This is a genomic window from Mycobacterium sp. SM3041 (assembly GCF_039668335.1).
GTDB lineage: Bacteria > Actinomycetota > Actinomycetes > Mycobacteriales > Mycobacteriaceae > Mycobacterium.
Map to the genome: position 1 here is coordinate 76,348 of NZ_JAYXBQ010000055.1, position 17,250 is coordinate 93,597.

The window sequence follows — 17,250 nt, forward strand, 5'->3', positions numbered from 1 at the left end:
CTACCCCTTGCGCCCCACGAATGCGCTCAGCGCATCGGCATTGGCGGCCCCACCGAGCAACTCGGCGAACTGACCGGACTCGCGCTGCGTTGCCGCGACGATCGCGTCGCGCGTCGGCTCGACCATCGCGTGCTTGACGGCCATGAGACTCGAAAGCGGACGCGAGGCAATGATTTCCGCATGACGACGGGCCTCCGGCAGCAGATCGTCGGGCTCACACACCCGCCACACCAGGCCCATGCGCAGCGCTTCCTCGGCGCTCACCCATTCCGATGACAACAGCAGCCAGGCCGCGTTCTGCCGGCCCATCAACCGCGGCAGCAGATACGACGATGCCGCCTCCGACGCCACGCCCAGGCTGGTGAACGGGCATTTGAGCCGCGCCGTCGTCGACATGAACGCCAGATCGGCATAGCCGAGGATGGTGGTTCCGATACCCAGGCCGACGCCGTTCACCGCACAGATCAGCGGCTTCGGAAACGCCGTCAGCGCCTCGATCAGGCCCGGGAAGCCGTACTCCCCCATCTGATATTCGGGATTGTTGACCATCTCCTGCATCTCGACCAGATCGTTGCCGGCGCTGAAGGCCCGGCCGGCGCCGGTGAGCAGGACGACCGAGACCTCCGGATCGGCCGCGGCCTCCTTCAGCGCGATCGTCGTGGCGTCGTAGAGCGCTTCGCTGAACGCGTTGAGTGCGTCGGGCCGGTTGAGGGTCAGGGTCCGGACCCGGTTGGTGTCGTCGATCTGAACGAGCGCGGCGGGGTCGGTCACAGGTTGTCTCCAAACGGGTTGCGCATGATGTAGCGGCTGGTGGGCACGGTGTCGATGTTGACGTTGGCGCCGAAGGCCGACGTACTCGCGGCCATCTTTCCGGCGCGGTCGGCCAGATCGGCATCGTCGGCGGCGCCGAAGAAGGCGTGCAGACTCGTCGTCGCCTCGATGGGGAACAGCTCCTCGACGATCGCGCCGAGCTCCGGGGCGTCGGGCGTCAGCGAACGGACCACGGCGTTCTGCGTGTAGCCGAACGTGGACTGGGTGTCGATCGCGATCTGGGTGTGGTCGATGTGCCAGCGGCGGAACCACTCTCGCTCGTCGATGTCTTCGGGACGGCGCAGCAGCGCGATGTTCGCCAGGCCGGTGGTGCGCTCCCCGAGGACGATTGCCGGGCCGGCCAGCGGGACCGACTCGGTGACCAGATATGCGGCCAGTTCGGTGCATTCGGCCCGCAGTCGCTCCAGCGCGGCCGTCATCTGCGCGCCGTAGTACTGCTGCGTCCAGATGCTGATCACCGCGACCACCGGCGGGTCGAGCGTCGTCAGCAGCATCAGCGAGTCCCGGACGGCGCCGTCTTTGACGTTGACCGCCAATCCGGGCAACCCCAGCGCCAGCAATTCCCCGGCAACCTCGGTGCGCAGCCGCTCGCACCAGGCGTCGTCGGCGGTGTCACGCCGCAGCGTGACCATGACCTTCTCCATCGAATCTCCCCGTCAGTCCCGCGCCCAGCGCGGCGTGATGAACACGCCCTCGGCCTCCACCGTGATGCCCTCGGCATCGGCGATGTGCCCGACGGCGTAGGTCTTGATGCCCTCGGTCCGCACGATGCGGGCCTCGGCGTGCAGATCGCCGAGCCGCGTCATGCGCCGGTAGCGCATGGTGAGGGTGCCGGTGAGCCGCGGCTGTCCCGGCAGGCTCGCCCCCTCGCCGAGGACGTGGTCGAGGACCATCGCCGACACCCCGCCATGAACGTGGCCCGGCGGGCCCTCGTAGGCGGCGCCCAGATGGAAGTCGGCCGACACGCTGCCGTCGGCAGCCCGGATGAGGACGACGGGCGGCGCGATCGGGTTTCGAACCCCGATCACCGCATTGCCCCAGGGCATTTCACTGCCCTGCGCGCCGAACCTGATGCCGAACGAACCCTCGAGCTGCTGCGCGCGGAGCTGGGCGGTGGCGGCGTCGATCTCGGCCTGCACGGCGGCGATGGCCGCGGCTCCGACCTCTGTCCGGATGGTGGCATCGATGAGCTCGCGTACGGACTGCGTGAGCGGTTCGTAGACGGCTCGCATCCGCGCCACCTCGTCGGCGCTCAGCTTCTGCATGGTGTCCTCGAGCACCCTTGAACTAGAACACGTTCTAATCAGGCTGTCGAGGGTGGGGTCCCACTGCCTGCGCGCCAACAGTTTTCGCCGTGGCCACGGCGACTATCGGCAGGCGAACCACCGCCGCGGATCGCACTGGCCGTAGCAACCATGAAACATGGATGCAGCAAATGCGATACAGGATGCCGGAAAGCCGATTTACCGAGACCGTCGTTCCGCGATCCCGCGCCCATCACGCGCCGTGGTAGCACATCGCCACGTCGATGTGCCGCGCAATTGCCAAACATTCGCACCTTTGTCCGGAATGCTGTACATCGTCACACCCGCGCACTAGAGTTCGGCACAGGTGCCGCCGGCGTGCACGCAGCAAACTTCGACGGACAACACGGCAATGCGATCCCGGATACTGCCGGCGAGCCGGCGGGATCCGGTTGTGAAGGAGTTCAGGCCGATGCGGATCGATCCGTTCGCTGGATGTCAGGTCTCACGCGTGACCGTCGTCGACTCGTACGAAGTCGTCCATGCCGGCATCGCGGCCTGGCTCCGTGACGACCACGCACTCTGCGCGACGGCCACGTCCTACTTCGCCGACACCGAGGAGTTCCTGCGGCGACGGCCCGTGCCCGAAGACGACGCCCAGGTGGTCGTCCTGGGACTCAAGGCGGACGAAGCCAACAGTCTCGCCGCCGTGCGTGATCTCGACAACCGCGGTTACCACGTCGTGGTGTATTCGCATCTCACCGACCGCGACGTCATCCGCACCGCGATCGATTCGGGCGCCCGGACCTACCTCATCCAGACCGAAGGCCGGGAGCACCTGCTCAAGGCCATCCGGGCAGCCGTGACCCCGTTCCCCTATGTCGGGCCGAACGTGGCCGCCGCTCTCGACGACCGGGATTTCTGTCTGCGCCCGATCCTGGCGCCACGCGAGCAGGAGGTGCTCCTGGCGTGGTTCCGGACGGACAGCAAGGAACTCGTCGCGCAGCAACTGTTCCTGGCGCCCAGTACCGTGCGCACCCACCTGCAGCGCATCCGGGCCAAATACATCGCCGCCGGCCGCCCGGCCGGCACGAAAGCCGCGCTGGTGGCACGCGCCATCCAGGATCGGATCATCAGTATCGACGATCTGTGACTCCGTAAACTCCACGCCATGACCGTCACCGCCGATGATCTGCGCCACCTGAACCGCTGCGTCGAGCTGGCCCGTGAGGCGCTGGAGGACGGCGACCAACCTTTCGGCTCGCTGCTGGTGGATGCCGACGGCGTCGTCGTCTTCGAGGACCGCAACCGGGTTTCCGGCGGAGACCAGACCCAGCACCCCGAATTCGCCATCGCCCGTTGGGCGGCAACCAATCTCGATCCCGCGCAGCGCGCCGCCGCGGTGACCTACACCTCCGGTGAGCATTGCCCCATGTGTTCGGCCGCGCACGCCTGGGTGGGGCTGGGCCGCATCGTCTACGCCACGTCGTCGGCGCAACTCGGCGGCTGGCTCGGCGAATGGGGCGTGGCACCCTCCCCCGTTGCGGCGCTGCCCATTTCGGCCGTGGCGCCCGGCGTGCCCGTCGACGGCCCCGTCGATGAATTCGCCGACACCATGAAGGAGCTGTACGCGGCCTGCTTCCGGCCGTGAGCCCTGTTCCGAGTCCCAACCGTTAGCCAACTGCGACGTCACTCTTCGGCATCGACACGAGGAACCGGACGTCCCGGGTGCTTCACTATTCAGTACGGGAGCCTGCCGTTACCCCCGAGACGGCAGGCTCCCGCTTTTGGCTACCACTCAGGATCGCCGCATACTGTCGTCGCCGTGAGCCAGGCACAGTCCATGCGACCGATCGTCCGCGGCGTCCTGCTCGACATCGCTCCGCCACTGATCGCGTACTACGGACTGCGGGCCGCCGGCGTGTCCGAATATGTGGCGCTGCTCACCGCCACGGTGCTGGCCGGCGGCAAGGTCGCCTACGACGCGATCAGCGCGCGCCGTCTGGACCCGTTCGCGGGTTACCTCATGCTCAATTTCGGCCTGAGCCTGGCCGTCGGGGTCAGCACGTCGGATCCGCGAATGCTGCTGGCGGGCAACACGTTGGTGGGCGGCCTCGGCGGCCTGGTCTTCCTCGGCAGCTGCGTGGTCGGCACACCGCTCACCCAGGTCGTGTCGGAACGAGTTCAGACCGGAGAACACGACACCGGCCCGGCCGCGGTCGCTTACCGGCGGCGCGTGCACATTCTGCTCTCAGCGATGTGGGGCGTCGGTCTGCTCGTCGGCACCGCACTGCATCTGGCGGTCATCTTCTCCACCCCGGTGGACGTCGCCAACGCCCTGACCTCGGCGTTGTCGCTCGTCACCACCGGCTTGCTGATGACTGCGACGTTCGTGGTCGGCAAACGGGCCGCGAACCGCTGGGAAGAACGCCAACAGGGCGAGCCGATGACCCTGGAACAAATCGACACCCCCAAAGGTTGAGCGCAGGAGATTCAACTTTGGAGGTACGGATGTCTGACGCCACAACAGCGCCCATCGCTGTTCCCGTCCTGTTTGTCACCGAGCCGATCGTCCTGCCGGGCATGGTCGTGCCCATCGAACTCGATGAGGCCGCACGCGCCGCGGTCGACGCGGCCCAGGCCGCCGCAGCCGCCGGCGAGGCCGGGAAGCTGCTCATCGCTCCCCGCCTCGACGACCGCTACCCCACCCACGGCGTCCTGGCGTCGATCGTCCAGGTCGGCCGCGTGCCCAGTGGCGGAACCGCCGCCGTTGTCCGCGGTGAACGGCGCGCACACATCGGGTCCGGCACATCCGGCCCGGGCAGTGCGCTGTGGGTTCTGGTCGACGAGATCGCCGAGACCGAGGCGACCGAGGAAACCCGCACCCTGGCAGCCGAGTACAAGAAGCTGTTGCTGGCCATCCTGCAGCGCCGCGAGGCGTGGCAGATCGTCGATGCCGTCAATCAGATCAGCCAGCCGTCGGCACTGGCCGACACCGCGGGCTACGCGTCGTACCTGACGGACGTGCAGAAGCGCGAGCTGCTGGAGACCTCAGATGTGAGTCGTCGCCTCCACCTGCTGATCGAGTGGACCGGTGAGCACCTGGCCGAGGTCGAGGTGAACGACAAGATCGCCGAGGACGTCCGCGCCGGCATGGACAAGCGGCAGAAGGAATTCCTGCTGCGCCAGCAACTGGATGCCATCCGCAAGGAGCTGGGCGAGCTGGACGGTAGCGCCGGGGCCGAGGAGCCCGCGGACTACCGGACCCGCATCGAGGCGGCCGATCTGCCCGAGAAGGTGCGGGAGGCGGCGCTGCGCGAGGTCGGCAAGCTGGAACGGTCCAGCGAGCAGACCCCCGAGGGCGGCTGGATCCGGACCTGGCTGGACACCGTGCTCGAGCTCCCGTGGAACGAGCGCACCGAGGATTCGACGGATCTGAAGGCCGCCAGGGAGATCCTGGACGCCGACCACCACGGTTTGGACGACGTGAAAGATCGCATCGTCGAGTACCTGGCGGTGCGGGCCCGCCGCGCCCAGCGCGGCATGGCCGTCGTCGGCGGCCGCGGCTCGGGCGCCGTCATGGTGCTGGCCGGGCCTCCCGGCGTCGGCAAGACGTCGCTGGGCGAGTCGGTGGCACGCGCGCTGGGCCGCAAGTTCGTCCGCGTCGCCCTGGGCGGCGTGCGCGACGAGGCCGAGATCCGCGGGCACCGGCGCACCTACGTCGGTGCGCTGCCGGGCCGCATCGTGCGGGCCATCGGCGAGGCCGGTTCCATGAATCCCGTTGTGCTGCTGGACGAGATCGACAAGGTGGGCTCGGACTACCGCGGCGATCCCGCGGCGGCGCTGCTGGAGGTGCTGGACCCCGCGCAGAACCACACGTTCCGCGACCACTACCTGGACCTGGATCTGGACCTGTCCGATGTGGTGTTCCTGGCGACGGCCAACGTCATCGAGAACATCCCGTCGGCGCTCCTGGACCGCATGGAGTTGGTGCAGATCGACGGCTACACCGAGGACGACAAGGTCGCCATCGCCCGCGACTACCTGCTGCCCCGGCAGGCCGAACGGGCGGCGCTGACCACCGACGAGGTGACGGTGACGGACGCGGCGCTGCGCAAGATCGCCGCGGACTACACCCGTGAGCCGGGCGTGCGGCAGTTCGAGCGGCTGCTGGCCAAGGCGCTGCGGAAGGTGACCACGCGGCTGGCGTCGGGTGCCGACGCGGTCACGGTGGATGAACCGGATCTGGTCGAGTACCTGGGCCGTCCGCGCTTCATGCCGGAGTCGGCGGAGCGCACCGCGGTCCCGGGCGTGGCGACCGGCCTGGCCGTCACGGGCATGGGCGGCGATGTGCTCTACATCGAGGCCGGATCGAACGACGGCGACCCGGGTCTGCAGTTGACCGGTCAGCTGGGCGACGTGATGAAGGAGTCGGCGCAGATCGCGCTGTCCTACGTGCGGTCGCACGCCGCGGAGCTGGGTGTCGATCCGAAGGCTCTGGACCGTCGCATCCACGTGCACGTGCCCGCGGGTGCGGTGCCCAAGGACGGTCCGTCCGCGGGTGTGACGATGGTGACCGCGCTGGTCTCCATGGCCACCGGGCGGCAGGTGCGTTCCGACGTCGGGATGACGGGCGAGGTCACGCTGAACGGGCGGGTGCTGCCCATCGGCGGGGTCAAGCAGAAGCTGATGGCGGCCCAACGTGCCGGGCTGACAACGGTTTTCATCCCGTCGCGCAACGAACCGGATCTGGACGACGTCCCGGCCGAGGTCCTGGACGCACTCGACGTGCGGCCCATGACCGACGTCGCCGACATTATCGCCCAGGCATTGGAGCCGGCGGCGGAGGCCGTGACCAACGCCGCCTGACAACCGAATACCGCGAGCAGACGCAAAACTGTCATGTTCGACCGAGATTCGACAGTTTTGTGTCTGCTCGCGGATAGAACAGAACCCTCAGGCGATGTCGGCCGACGGCGGTTCGTCGGCCAGGTGGATGGCGCGGTGCTCGATGAGCTCGTGGATGCGGTCGGGCCCGAGCCGGGCCCGGAAATCCTTGACGGTGTAGCCGACGACGACCCCGTCGGTGAGGGCACGCACTGTCGCGGTGCGCGGAATCCCGAACAGCGGCCCGATCTCGCCGAAGTACTCGCCAGGGCCCGCGGTGAACAGCAGCATCGTCTCGCCGTCGGGCATCTCGCGGGTGATCTCGAACCGGCCCTCCCGCACGACGTAGATCAGGTCGCCGATCGTCGTCTGCTCGAACACCAGATCCCCGGCGTCGAGTTCGAAGACCTCGGGCTCCCGCTCGGTGCTGGAGACGGTGGGGACCAGCTCGATCACCCGGTCCGCCAGCGGCAGCATGCGGCTGTCATGAGTGGCGACCACCACCACGCGGTCGTCGGCGAGCTCCCGGATGAGCCGCAGCACCTCCTCGACCTGGATGAAGTCCAGGTGCGCCGTGGGCTCGTCGGCCAGGATCAACGGCGGGTCCAGCGCGATGGCCCGTGCCACTGCGACGCGCTGCTGCTGTCCGCCCGACATGTCACCGGGGCGGTGTGTCATCCGGTGGGCCAGACCGACCCGGTCGAGCAGTTCCGCGGCACGCTGCCGGGCCGCGCCGCGGCTCATGCCCGCGGCCCGCATCGGCACCATGACGTTCTCGGCGGCCGTGAGGCTGGGCACCAGGTTGAACGCCTGGAACACGATGCCGACGGTATTGCGGCGGTAGTCGGTCAGCGCCTTGGGCCCGAGCGTGGTGACGTCGATGCCGTCGAACAGGATCTGGCCCGACGTCGGCTTGAGGATTCCACCCATACACGACAACAGCGTCGTCTTCCCACAACCACTGGGACCCAACAGGATCGCGAGCGATCCCGCCGACAGCTCCAACTGGAAATTGTCGATGGGCCTGACCTTGTCGGCGCCCTTGCCGTATTCCACCACGAGGTCGCGAATCTGTAAGCCGCTCATGGTCTATGGCCCCCCGAATGCCATCGCTGGATCTATCGTCACCGCTCTACGCATGCCCGCCAGGCTCGCGATCAGCCCGATAGTGATGGCCACCACCGGCAGCAACAGGTACGCCCCGGCCGGGACATCCACCCGCATGGGGAACATCGGCCCGAGCACCATCGCCAGCAGCACGCCGATCGCCGCCGAGCACACGGCGATGAACACGGCCTGCAACGCCAGCCCACCCATCATCGATTTCGTCTTGACCCCAACGGCTTTGAACACCGCGAAGTCGCGGGTGCGCTCCATGGCGGACATGTAGATGAACATGCCGATGATCGTCGCGGCCACCACCCACAGCAGGACGGCCATGATGCTGATGGCATCGACGGCGACTTTCAACGGCCGCATCATGTCGTCGATGGCACCGCGACGGTCCACCAGCCGGTAGCCGTCGAGCGCCCTGGTCGGGTTGCCCCGGATACCGACCGACGCGATGACGGGCTGCCCGCCATACACCAGGCGCTGCGCACCCACCGTCGTGAGGAACAGATTGGGCTGCTGGGCCAGCACGGTGGAGTTGTCGACGATCCCCACGACCTGCAACGTGTGCGAGGCAATGTGCATCTGGTCGCCGATCTTGCGGCCCAGCGTCGACGACACCGCGATCTCGTCGGGCGTGGCGGGCGGCCGACCTTGCGACATCGCCGGCATACCGGGCCCGGCGGTCGGGGCGCCGAACAGGTTCATGGTCCGCGGTGTCCCGTTGTCCAGTGCCGTCGTGCCCGCATAGACCACTGCGGCAGCGGCCTGCACGCCCGGAAGCCGTTGCGCGCGTTCGACTTCGGTCTGCGCGAACGGCGACGAACCCAGGAACGGTCCGGCCGCCCCGTTCTGGATCATGAAGTAGTCGATGCCAAGCGAATTGACGGTGTTACTGGCCTCCACCCGGAATCCGTTGGCCAGTCCCGTGAGCACCAGCGTCATGGCGAACACGAATGAAGTGCCGACGACCGCGATGAGAAATCGGCGGCGCCGCCACTGCAGGTCACGTAACGCCGCGATCAGCACGTGTGGAATCTAACGTGTTCGCTGACTGCGCAGCGGCAAGATAGCCAAAGCCGAGGGCTGATTGGGGCAGACTGACCACATGGCCTATGACGAGGATCTGGCCAACCGGATCCGTGAGCTGCTCGGCCCGATCGGCGGCATCGAGGAAAAGCGAATGTTCGGCGGGCTGGCGTTCCTGCTGAACGGCCACATGTCCGTGGCCGCGAGTCACGACGGTGGCCTGTTGGTGCGGGTTGCGCCCGATGAGACAGAGAAGTTGCTGGGACGTGCGCACTGCGAACTGATGGTGATGGGCGGCCGCGAGATGCGGGGCTGGCTGCGGGTGGCGGCCGACGGCCTGAAAACCAAACGCCAACTGCAGACCTGGGTCGACCGGGGCGTCGGCTACGCGGGCACGCTGCCACCCAAGTAGCGTTTGCGCACCGCGCCATTGGGTATGCCGGGGGTTATGGCACGGGATCGACAGATCGTCGCGCGGCTGCTCGACGCAGCCGGTACGACGTATGCCGAGGAAGCCGGGATAACGCTCCGCGACAAGCCGATGCCACTGTTCAAACTGCTGTCGCTGTGCATGCTCGCGAGCAAGCCCATCGCCGCGGAAACCGCGGTCGCCGCGGCGCGAGAACTGTTCCGCGCCGGGTTGCGCACGCCCACCGCGGTACTCGATGCCGACCGCAGCCAGATGATAAGGGCATTCGGACGCGCCGGCTACGCCAGATACGACGAGAGCTCGGCGACCCGCATGACCCACATCGCGACCCGGGTCAACGACGAGTACGGCGGCGATCTGCGCAACCTGCGGATCAGGGCGCACCACGACGTGAAAGCCGCAGCCAAGGCCCTGCAGGGGTTCGACGGTATCGGCCGCACGGGCGCCGACATCTTCCTGCGTGAGATCCAGGACGTCTGGACCTGGGTGCAACCGTATTTCGACGATCGGGCACTCGCCGCGGCGAAAGATCTGGGCCTGCCGACGGACGCCGGCAAGCTCAGCAGCCTGGCCCCGAACCGGAACGCGCGGCTGGCTGCCGCACTCGTGCGGGCGTCGCTCGACGACACCGTCCGCGAACGCATCGAAGCGTAGACCAACTCAGATCGATGAAGGGATTCCCGAATGGCCGGCTCACCCACTTTTGTGATCATCGGCGGCGGGCTGGCGGGCGCCAAAGCCGCGGAGGCCTTGCGCAGCAAGGATTTTGACGGGCAGGTGGTGCTGTTCGGCGCCGAGGACCGGCTGCCCTACGAACGTCCCCCGCTGTCGAAGGAATTCATGGCCGGTAAGAAGACCATCGAAGAATTCACGGTGCAGCCCAAGAGCTGGTACGCCGAGCACGACGTCGACTTGAAACTCGGCACCGAGGTCACCACGCTCGATCGCACCGCGCACATGGTGGCGTTCAACGACGGCGATCACGAGCACTACGACAAGTTGTTGCTGGCCACGGGATCCCGCCCCCGCAAGCCTCCGATCCCAGGATCCGACGCCGACGGCGTGTACTACCTGCGCACCATCGACGACGCCACCGCACTGCTGGCCCAACTCACCGAAGGCCGGCGGCTCGCGATAGTCGGAGGCGGCTGGATCGGGCTCGAAGTGGCGGCCAGTGCCCGGGGGCTGGGCGCCGACGTCACGGTGGTGGAGACCGCCGCGCTGCCGCTGCAGGCCTCCCTGGGCAAGGAAGCCGGCGAGGTGTTCGTCGGGCTGCACCGGGACCACGGCGTCGATCTGCGGTTGGGCACCACGGTCGACGAGATCACCACCGCTGATCACAAGGCGACGGGGCTGCGACTCGGCGACGGCTCCACCGTCGAGGCGGATGCGGTACTGGTCGCGGTCGGCGCCAAGCCGAATGTCGAGTTCGCGGAACGCTCCGGACTGGTCATCGCCGACGGCGGCGTCGCCGTCGACGAGTCCCTCAAGACCAGCGACGACGATATCTACGCAGTCGGCGACATCGCGGCCGCCGAGCATCCGCTGTTCGGCGTGCCGATCCGGACCGAGCACTGGGCCAACGCCCTCAAGCAGCCGGCCGTCGCCGTCGACGGAATGCTCGGCACGGCAACCACTTACGACGAACTGCCCTACTTCTTCACCGACCAGTTCGATCTCGGCATGGAGTACGTCGGATACGCGCCGCAGTACCAGATGGCCATCACGCGCGGTGATCTCGGCACGCGTGAGTTCACCATGTTCTGGCTCGACGGTGGACACCGCGTGCTGGCCGGCATGAACGTCAACATCTGGGAAGGGCTCGACGACATCAAGAAGCTCATCCGCTCGCGGCGGCCGGTGGATGTCGGGGCACTCGCCGATCCGTCTGTTTCGTTGTCGACGTTGGCCGGTTAGCACGTCGCCGTTTTTGTCGGACCCCTCTGGTTTGATGATGTTATGTCCAGCGCCGCAACGGCTTTCGATGTTGAGTCGTCGCCGTGCGAGCGCATGGATGCGTACCTCGCGGAGATCGGTGAGCTGACAGGTCAGCGCAACGCCATCGACGCGCGACTGGTGCAGATTGCCGCCGAGATCGACCGGGACGGGCTCTGGGGTGCCACCGGCGCCCGGTCGATGGCGTCGTTGATGGCATGGAAAACCGGTGTCTCACCGCGCAATGCGGAAGTGATGGTGGCGGTGGCGCACCGGCTCGAGGAGTTCCCGCGCTGCGCCGAAGCGATGCGTGCGGGGCGGTTGTCGCTGGATCAGGTTGGGGTGGTCGCCGAACACGCGGCCGACGGTTCTGATGAGCACTACGCGCAGTTCGCCGAGAGCGCCACGGTCACGCAGTTGCGCACTGCGGTGAAACTGGAACCGCGGCCGGAGCCTGAGCCGAAGCCGGAACCGGAGCGGTCGATCTCCAGGACCACCCATGACGACGGATCCACGACGTACAAGATCCGGCTACCGAAGCTGGAGGCGGCGAAGTTCGATGCGGCGCTGGCGTCGCATCAGGATGCGCTGGTGGCGGACTGGAAGCGCGACCACGAGGACACCGAAGGGCAAGTGTCGGAGCAGGCACCGCCGTTCCCGAACCAGGTGGATGCGTTCATGAGCGTGGTCGAGGCCGGCTGGGACAGCGATGTGGAACGGCGGCCGCATGGGCAGCGCACCACCGTCGTCGTGCATGCGGACCTCGAACAGCGTACGGCTGCCTTGCATCTGGGTTCGGTGCTCACCGAGGAGGAACGCCAACTGCTGTTGTGCGATGCGACGTGCGAGGTGTGGCTGGAGCGCCATGGTCAGCCGATTGGCGCCGGGCGCAGTACCCGCACCATCAGTCGGCGGCTGCGCCGTGCGCTGGAACACCGGGACCGGTGCTGCCGGGTACCGGGGTGCGGGGCGACCCGGGGTTTGCATGCCCATCACATCATTCATTGGGAGAACGGCGGGGAGACCGAGCTGCATAACCTGGTGCTGGTGTGCCCGTAGCACCACCGGCTGCATCACGAGCGGGTCATCACGATCACCGGGCCGGCCGATCGGCTGGTCGTCACCGATGCCGCGGGTCGACAACTCGACGGCGGATCCCTTGCGCGGACACCCACCTCAGCTCGCCCTGCTGTGCCGCCCTGCCCCGGCCCGACCGGGGAGCACGCCCAATGGTGGTGGTACCAACCCTTCGAACCACCACCCACACCGTCGACCAACTAGACGCGCCACCCGCGCCACCTAGCATCGGTAAATCGGTGAGGAACGCGACCTCACAAATACCGGCGACGGAGCGTCTACTGGGTGTGAAAGCCAAACCGCCATTCGAGGCCGTGGTGCGCAACCATGGTCTTACGGTCTTCCGGGTCTGTGCCGCCATCGTCGGCGCACACGACGCCGACGACGCCTGGTCAGAGACGTTCCTGGCGGCCCTCAAGGCCTACCCCGAGCTGCCGGCGGATGCGAATCTCGAGGCCTGGCTGGTGACCATCGCGCACCACAAGGCCATCGACATCACCAGAAGCCGGACACGCCAGCCGATTCCCACTGACGTCGTACCCGAGCCGGCACGTCCCGGCGAAGTCCGCGACAGTGCGGCCATCGAAGTCGATCTCGCGGTCGCCGTCGATGCACTCCCACCCAAACAGAAGCACGCCGTCGCGTACCACTACCTCGCGGGACTGCCCTACAACGAGGTCGCCGAGATTCTCGGCGGCACCGCCGCGGCCGCACGCCGCGCCGCCAGCGACGGCATCGCCACGCTACGACGCACTTACCGCGCCGAACTCATCGGAGTGACGGCGCCCGGGAAAAGAGACACCCATGAATAACGGCGAAATCATCTCCGGCGACCTGGCACGCATGACCGACATCGGCCCGGACCGGTTGACCGAATTGCACGACCGGCTGGCCGCCGCCGCCCGGCGCGACGGCGTCCTCGACGTCGCCTACCGCGTCGTCGACAGTCCCGTCGGTCCGCTGCTGCTGGCGGCGACCGACCAGGGCCTCATCCGTGTCGCCTACGCCATCGAAGACCATGACACCGTCCTGCAGCAGCTTGCCGACAAGGTGAGCCCGCGCATCCTGCGAGCACCGGCCCGGCTCGACACGGTCGCCCGTGAACTCGACGAGTACTTCACCCGGACCCGTCGAACCTTCGACGTACCGCTGGATTGGCGGCTGGCCGCCGGATTCCGTGCCGCCGTGCTGCACCACCTTCCGGAGATCGGCTACGGGCAGACGGCCAGCTATGCCGCTGTCGCCGCGCTGGCCGGCAGCCCCAGGGCGGTCCGCGCCGTCGGGACCGCCTGCGCGAAAAACCCACTGCCCGTTGTGGTTCCGTGCCACCGCGTGGTCCGCAGCGACGGTGCGATGGGCGGCTACCTCGGTGGTCCGGAAGCCAAGCGCCTCCTACTGGACCTGGAGGCCGCGGCATGAGCGTCTGGCAGCAGCGTGTCGCCGCCACCGACTGGGGAGCCGTCCGTACCGAGCTCGAGACCGTCGGCGGCGCGCTGACCGGACCTCTCGTCACGCCGGCCGAGGCCGCCGAGCTGGCGGCGATCTACCCCGACGCGAGCCGATTCCGCTCGACCATCGACATGGCCCGCTACCGGTTCGGCGAAGGCCAGTACCGCTACTTCCACCGGCCCTACCCGGAGATCGTCACCGAGCTCAAGTACGCGCTGTACCCGCGGCTGCTGCCGATCGCCCGCGACTGGTGGACGCGGCTGCGCCGCGACCCGCCGTGGCCAGACAGTTTCGACGACTGGCTGGACACCTGCCACCGGGCCGGGCAGACGCGCACCACCGCGCTGTTGCTCAAGTACGGCGCCGGCGGCTGGTGCGCCCTGCACCAGGATCTGTACGGGGACTTGGTCTTTCCGCTGCAGGTCGTCATCAATCTGACCCGGCCGGAGGTCGACTACACCGGCGGCGAATTCCTGCTGTACGAGCAGCGGCCCCGCGCGCAGTCGCGTGGCTCGGCGATCTCCATCCCGTTCGGACACGGACTGGTCATCACCACGCGCGAACGGCCGGTGGCATCGAAACGCGGGTGGGCCGTCGGCCCTGTGCGCCATGGTGTTTCGACGCTGCGCTCGGGAAGCCGGATGACCCTCGGCCTGATCTTCCACGACGCCGCCTGAGCATGTACACGCTCATCGATGCGCAGGGCCGCACCTACGTCAGCGCGACGCCGGGGCGCCTGGGCGGCCATCGGCGCAACAAGCTCTACGGCAGGCTGGACTGCCCGTCGGCGCTGCGGGCCATTGCCAAGGGCGGCTACGTGACCCATCGGGTGTTCTTCGCCGACGAGACCGCCGCCGTCGCTGCCGGATACCGCCCCTGCGCGGTGTGCCTCCCCGAGATGTACCGGCGGTGGAAGGACCGTCATTGATCCTCGCGTGACACATCGATCCGGCAGTGGTCGCCGCCAACCGATGTGACCTGGGTCCTTGGCGCCCGTCGGTACACTCGCCAAAGATGATCGACGCCTCGGCAGCCGCCGCTGCACCATGCCTACCGACCGGCTCACCAGCCGTGCGGCACCCGCGCGTCTACATCGACGTGGCCGTGGTGGTGGCGGTTCTGGTCGCGACCAACCTGCTGGCCCACTTCACGACCCCCTGGGCGAACATCGTCGTCGTGCCCCTCGCGGCGCTCGGGCTGGTGGCCCTGGTCCGTAAACGGGGCCTCGGGTGGACCGAGCTGGGACTCGGCCGCGCGCACTGGCGGACTGGCATGCGCTACGCGCTCGGCGCCATTCTGCTTGTCGGGTCGGTGATCGCCGTCGGCGTCCTGCTGCCCTGGACCCGCCCGATGTTCCTCAACAACCACTACGCGACCATCTCCGGCGCCCTGCTCGCGTCGATGATCGTCATCCCGCTGCAGACCGTCATCCCCGAGGAACTGGCCTTCCGCGGCGTACTGCACGGCACGCTCGACCGGGCCTGGGGATTCCGCGGCGTCGCCGCCGCCGGCTCACTGCTGTTCGGCCTCTGGCACATCGCCACCTCGTTGGGCCTGACCAGCAGCAACGTCGGGTTCACCCGCGTGCTCGGCGGCGGGGTGGCCGGCATGATCGCCGGCGTCGCCATGGCCGTCGTCGCCACCGCAGCCGCGGGATTCGTCTTCACCTGGCTGCGGCGCCGGTCCGGAAGCCTGCTCGCGCCGATCGCGCTGCACTGGTCGCTCAACGGCATGGGCGCACTCGCCGCGGCCGCGGTCTGGCACTTCAGCTAGGCCTCCCCGCCCCGCGAGTGGCCCCCGAACCGTCACCAGATTGCTGCGTTTCAGACGTGTTTGTCGTGCGCCGAACCGGGCTAGCCTCGAGATGTATCAGTCAATCGAAAGGTCATGACAATGATGCACATCGTCTGGTTGATTCTTCTCGGCCTCGTCGTCGGAGCCATCGCCCGGTTCGTCGTACCCGGTAAGGACGACATGGGGTGGATCCTCACGTGCGTGCTGGGTATCGCAGGTGGTTATGTCGGCGGCACGCTGAGCAGTGTCGTCTACGCACCGCACAAGCTCGATTTCCGCCCGCCGATCGAGCACTCGTTCTGGGGTGCACTGGTCGGTGCGGTGATCCTCGTCCTGCTCTACCGCTTCGTGAAGTCGAAGAGTTCTACGTAGAACTCGACACAAAGAATGAGGACCGCGCCCGGTTGGGCACGGTCCTCATTCTTTTGAGCGACTATCCGGCGGGGGCCATCTCCGGCGGCGCGTTCGTCACCGGCACCGGCACGCCGACCATCGGGTGGGCCGGATCGGCGGGCTTGGGCGGGGCGTTCGGGTCGACCGGAGGTGGCGGCGGCGGGTTCCACGGGCGGATCGACTGGGCCAGCGTCACCGCTGCGGCCTTGTCGACCGGGTGGTTGCCCGAACCCAGCCACACGACGAACCACCGCTGCGGGTTGCGCTGGCTGCGAATGGTGGCGTCCGGCGGCGGGTTGCCGACGACGCCCGCCCAGATCTGACCGTTGGGCTTGCCCGTATCGGTAAACTTGACCTCGTAGAACGACGCCGCGCCCGGCAGCGTCCCGGCGGTGAGCGCCGTGGTCTCCTGGCCGACGCGGGTACCCGGGAAGGGCATGAAGAACTCGCCCATGTCCGAGGCCAACCGGTTGGCGGCCTTGCCGTTGTCGGATTCGGCACCGGCGAACAGCTTCAGGTCCAGACGACCCAGCAGCACGCTGGTGTCACTCGGGGCCTGCTCCGAACCCGCGGCCGGGGCCTTGGTCAGCAGCGCCTGGCCGTAGGACAGCTGCGTGGCATCGGCGATCTTCCAGCCTTGCGGCACAACGTAACTGAAGCCACCGGCGTCGTTGTTGACGCGTCCGGGCTCGGGCGCGGGCGCCGGAGCTGCCGCAGGTGCGGCGGGCGCGGCTCCCGGTGCGGCGGGAGCCGCCGGCGCACCCGGTGCGGCCGCTGGTGGTGGGGCGGCGTTGGGATCAGCCGGAGGTGCGGCCGGGTCCGGCGCGGGCGGCGGCGGGGCCCACGGCGGCGGTGCCGGCGCGTCGACCGCAGGCGCCGGTTCCCCAGCCGGGGCGGGTGCCGGAGCTGGAGCCGGGGCGGGCGCAGGAGCTGGCGGCACCGGGTCGGCATACGAGATCGCGCTCGGCAGCGCAATGGCCGCGGCCGCCGCGCCTGCCACAGCAGCAGTCAGGGATTTCGGAAGGCGTTTGCGGGCACTTGTCCGCGCATCCGGGTGTCGCATGGGGACGA

19 protein-coding genes and 1 pseudogene are annotated in these 17,250 nt (G+C 68.1%); 14 read left to right on the forward strand and 6 right to left on the reverse strand.

What is annotated here, in order from left to right:
* Genes VXD91_RS20165 through VXD91_RS20175 form a run of 3 tightly spaced genes read right to left on the reverse strand, consistent with a single transcriptional unit; the run spans window position 1 to window position 2,111 of the window.
* Window positions 1–771, reverse strand: a complete 771-nt coding sequence (locus VXD91_RS20165) for an enoyl-CoA hydratase-related protein (protein ID WP_212811324.1) — start codon at window positions 769–771, stop codon at window positions 1–3.
* Window positions 768–1,475, reverse strand: coding sequence for an EthD domain-containing protein (locus tag VXD91_RS20170; RefSeq protein ID WP_212811323.1), 708 nt, complete (start codon window positions 1,473–1,475; stop codon window positions 768–770). The genes VXD91_RS20165 and VXD91_RS20170 overlap by 4 nt, the downstream gene beginning before the upstream one ends.
* Before the next feature lie 12 nt (window positions 1,476–1,487).
* Window positions 1,488–2,111 carry a PaaI family thioesterase gene (locus VXD91_RS20175; RefSeq protein WP_212811322.1) on the reverse strand — a complete coding sequence of 208 codons (624 nt, stop codon included), beginning with the start codon at window positions 2,109–2,111 and terminating at the stop codon, window positions 1,488–1,490.
* 436 nt (window positions 2,112–2,547) lie between these two features.
* Between VXD91_RS20175 and VXD91_RS20180 the strand changes: the two genes are divergently transcribed.
* From VXD91_RS20180 to lon, 4 genes are all read left to right on the forward strand, one after another.
* Window positions 2,548–3,228 (forward strand): LuxR C-terminal-related transcriptional regulator, encoded by a 681-nt coding sequence (locus VXD91_RS20180; RefSeq protein ID WP_346416216.1) that lies wholly within the window; start codon window positions 2,548–2,550, stop codon window positions 3,226–3,228.
* 18 nt (window positions 3,229–3,246) lie between these two features.
* Window positions 3,247–3,726: a nucleoside deaminase gene (locus tag VXD91_RS20185; protein ID WP_212811320.1), complete on the forward strand. Its 480-nt coding sequence runs from the start codon at window positions 3,247–3,249 to the stop codon at window positions 3,724–3,726.
* 174 nt (window positions 3,727–3,900) lie between these two features.
* Window positions 3,901–4,557 carry a VC0807 family protein gene (locus VXD91_RS20190; protein ID WP_346416217.1) on the forward strand — a complete coding sequence of 219 codons (657 nt, stop codon included), beginning with the start codon at window positions 3,901–3,903 and terminating at the stop codon, window positions 4,555–4,557.
* A gap of 29 nt (window positions 4,558–4,586) precedes the next feature.
* Window positions 4,587–6,944, forward strand: a complete 2,358-nt coding sequence (gene lon / locus VXD91_RS20195) for an endopeptidase La (protein WP_318984973.1) — start codon at window positions 4,587–4,589, stop codon at window positions 6,942–6,944.
* Between the two features lie 87 nt (window positions 6,945–7,031).
* Here the strand turns inward: lon and VXD91_RS20200 are convergent, their stop codons facing one another.
* Both VXD91_RS20200 and VXD91_RS20205 read right to left on the reverse strand, forming a co-directional pair.
* Window positions 7,032–8,048 carry an ATP-binding cassette domain-containing protein gene (locus VXD91_RS20200; protein WP_346416218.1) on the reverse strand — a complete coding sequence of 339 codons (1,017 nt, stop codon included), beginning with the start codon at window positions 8,046–8,048 and terminating at the stop codon, window positions 7,032–7,034.
* A 3-nt stretch (window positions 8,049–8,051) separates the two neighbouring features.
* Window positions 8,052–9,101 (reverse strand): ABC transporter permease, encoded by a 1,050-nt coding sequence (locus VXD91_RS20205; protein WP_346416219.1) that lies wholly within the window; start codon window positions 9,099–9,101, stop codon window positions 8,052–8,054.
* Window positions 9,102–9,180: 79 nt separating this feature from the next.
* Here VXD91_RS20205 and VXD91_RS20210 point away from each other — a divergent pair, with 79 nt between their 5' ends.
* The 10 genes and pseudogenes from VXD91_RS20210 to VXD91_RS20255 all read left to right on the forward strand — a co-directional run bounded on the left by VXD91_RS20210 (window position 9,181) and on the right by VXD91_RS20255 (window position 16,158).
* Complete coding sequence (locus VXD91_RS20210) at window positions 9,181–9,513, forward strand: TfoX/Sxy family protein (RefSeq protein WP_346416220.1); 333 nt, start codon at window positions 9,181–9,183, stop codon at window positions 9,511–9,513.
* 36 nt (window positions 9,514–9,549) lie between these two features.
* Window positions 9,550–10,185, forward strand: coding sequence for an endonuclease (locus VXD91_RS20215; RefSeq protein ID WP_212811315.1), 636 nt, complete (start codon window positions 9,550–9,552; stop codon window positions 10,183–10,185).
* Between the two features lie 30 nt (window positions 10,186–10,215).
* Window positions 10,216–11,448: an FAD-dependent oxidoreductase gene (locus VXD91_RS20220; protein ID WP_318984971.1), complete on the forward strand. Its 1,233-nt coding sequence runs from the start codon at window positions 10,216–10,218 to the stop codon at window positions 11,446–11,448.
* A 42-nt stretch (window positions 11,449–11,490) separates the two neighbouring features.
* Window positions 11,491–12,747: pseudogene (locus VXD91_RS20225) on the forward strand (HNH endonuclease signature motif containing protein).
* An 83-nt stretch (window positions 12,748–12,830) separates the two neighbouring features.
* Window positions 12,831–13,355: an RNA polymerase sigma factor gene (locus VXD91_RS20230; protein ID WP_318984970.1), complete on the forward strand. Its 525-nt coding sequence runs from the start codon at window positions 12,831–12,833 to the stop codon at window positions 13,353–13,355.
* 31 nt (window positions 13,356–13,386) lie between these two features.
* Window positions 13,387–13,962, forward strand: a complete 576-nt coding sequence (locus VXD91_RS20235) for a methylated-DNA--[protein]-cysteine S-methyltransferase (RefSeq protein ID WP_318985113.1) — start codon at window positions 13,387–13,389, stop codon at window positions 13,960–13,962.
* Complete coding sequence (locus VXD91_RS20240) at window positions 13,959–14,669, forward strand: 2OG-Fe(II) oxygenase (RefSeq protein ID WP_318984969.1); 711 nt, start codon at window positions 13,959–13,961, stop codon at window positions 14,667–14,669. Before VXD91_RS20235 ends, VXD91_RS20240 begins: the two co-directional genes overlap by 4 nt.
* Window positions 14,670–14,671: 2 nt before the next feature.
* Entirely contained in the window at window positions 14,672–14,920 is a 249-nt protein-coding gene (locus VXD91_RS20245) for an Ada metal-binding domain-containing protein (RefSeq protein ID WP_318984968.1), read from the forward strand.
* A gap of 86 nt (window positions 14,921–15,006) precedes the next feature.
* Window positions 15,007–15,765, forward strand: coding sequence for a CPBP family intramembrane glutamic endopeptidase (locus VXD91_RS20250; protein ID WP_212814427.1), 759 nt, complete (start codon window positions 15,007–15,009; stop codon window positions 15,763–15,765).
* 120 nt (window positions 15,766–15,885) lie between these two features.
* Window positions 15,886–16,158: a GlsB/YeaQ/YmgE family stress response membrane protein gene (locus tag VXD91_RS20255; protein ID WP_020100188.1), complete on the forward strand. Its 273-nt coding sequence runs from the start codon at window positions 15,886–15,888 to the stop codon at window positions 16,156–16,158.
* 61 nt (window positions 16,159–16,219) lie between these two features.
* On the opposite strand, the gene VXD91_RS20260 is transcribed toward VXD91_RS20255, so the two are convergent.
* Complete coding sequence (locus VXD91_RS20260; protein ID WP_346416221.1) at window positions 16,220–17,242, reverse strand: APA family fibronectin-binding glycoprotein; 1,023 nt, start codon at window positions 17,240–17,242, stop codon at window positions 16,220–16,222.
* Between the last annotated feature and the right edge of the window lie 8 nt (window positions 17,243–17,250).

Excerpts from the sequence above, each read along its gene's own strand:
- VXD91_RS20170 (WP_212811323.1), bottom strand. The coding sequence starts at position 1,475 with ATGGAGAAGGTCATGGTCACGCTGCGGCGTGACACCGCCGACGACGCC.
- VXD91_RS20180 (WP_346416216.1), top strand. The coding sequence starts at position 2,548 with ATGCGGATCGATCCGTTCGCTGGATGTCAGGTCTCACGCGTGACCGTC.
- VXD91_RS20185 (WP_212811320.1), top strand. The coding sequence starts at position 3,247 with ATGACCGTCACCGCCGATGATCTGCGCCACCTGAACCGCTGCGTCGAG.
- lon (WP_318984973.1), top strand. The coding sequence starts at position 4,587 with ATGTCTGACGCCACAACAGCGCCCATCGCTGTTCCCGTCCTGTTTGTC.
- VXD91_RS20200 (WP_346416218.1), bottom strand. The coding sequence starts at position 8,048 with ATGAGCGGCTTACAGATTCGCGACCTCGTGGTGGAATACGGCAAGGGC.
- VXD91_RS20210 (WP_346416220.1), top strand. The coding sequence starts at position 9,181 with ATGGCCTATGACGAGGATCTGGCCAACCGGATCCGTGAGCTGCTCGGC.
- VXD91_RS20215 (WP_212811315.1), top strand. The coding sequence starts at position 9,550 with ATGGCACGGGATCGACAGATCGTCGCGCGGCTGCTCGACGCAGCCGGT.
- VXD91_RS20220 (WP_318984971.1), top strand. The coding sequence starts at position 10,216 with ATGGCCGGCTCACCCACTTTTGTGATCATCGGCGGCGGGCTGGCGGGC.
- VXD91_RS20235 (WP_318985113.1), top strand. The coding sequence starts at position 13,387 with ATGACCGACATCGGCCCGGACCGGTTGACCGAATTGCACGACCGGCTG.
- VXD91_RS20240 (WP_318984969.1), top strand. The coding sequence starts at position 13,959 with ATGAGCGTCTGGCAGCAGCGTGTCGCCGCCACCGACTGGGGAGCCGTC.
- VXD91_RS20245 (WP_318984968.1), top strand. The coding sequence starts at position 14,672 with ATGTACACGCTCATCGATGCGCAGGGCCGCACCTACGTCAGCGCGACG.
- VXD91_RS20250 (WP_212814427.1), top strand. The coding sequence starts at position 15,007 with ATGATCGACGCCTCGGCAGCCGCCGCTGCACCATGCCTACCGACCGGC.
- VXD91_RS20255 (WP_020100188.1), top strand. The coding sequence starts at position 15,886 with ATGATGCACATCGTCTGGTTGATTCTTCTCGGCCTCGTCGTCGGAGCC.
- VXD91_RS20260 (WP_346416221.1), bottom strand. The coding sequence starts at position 17,242 with ATGCGACACCCGGATGCGCGGACAAGTGCCCGCAAACGCCTTCCGAAA.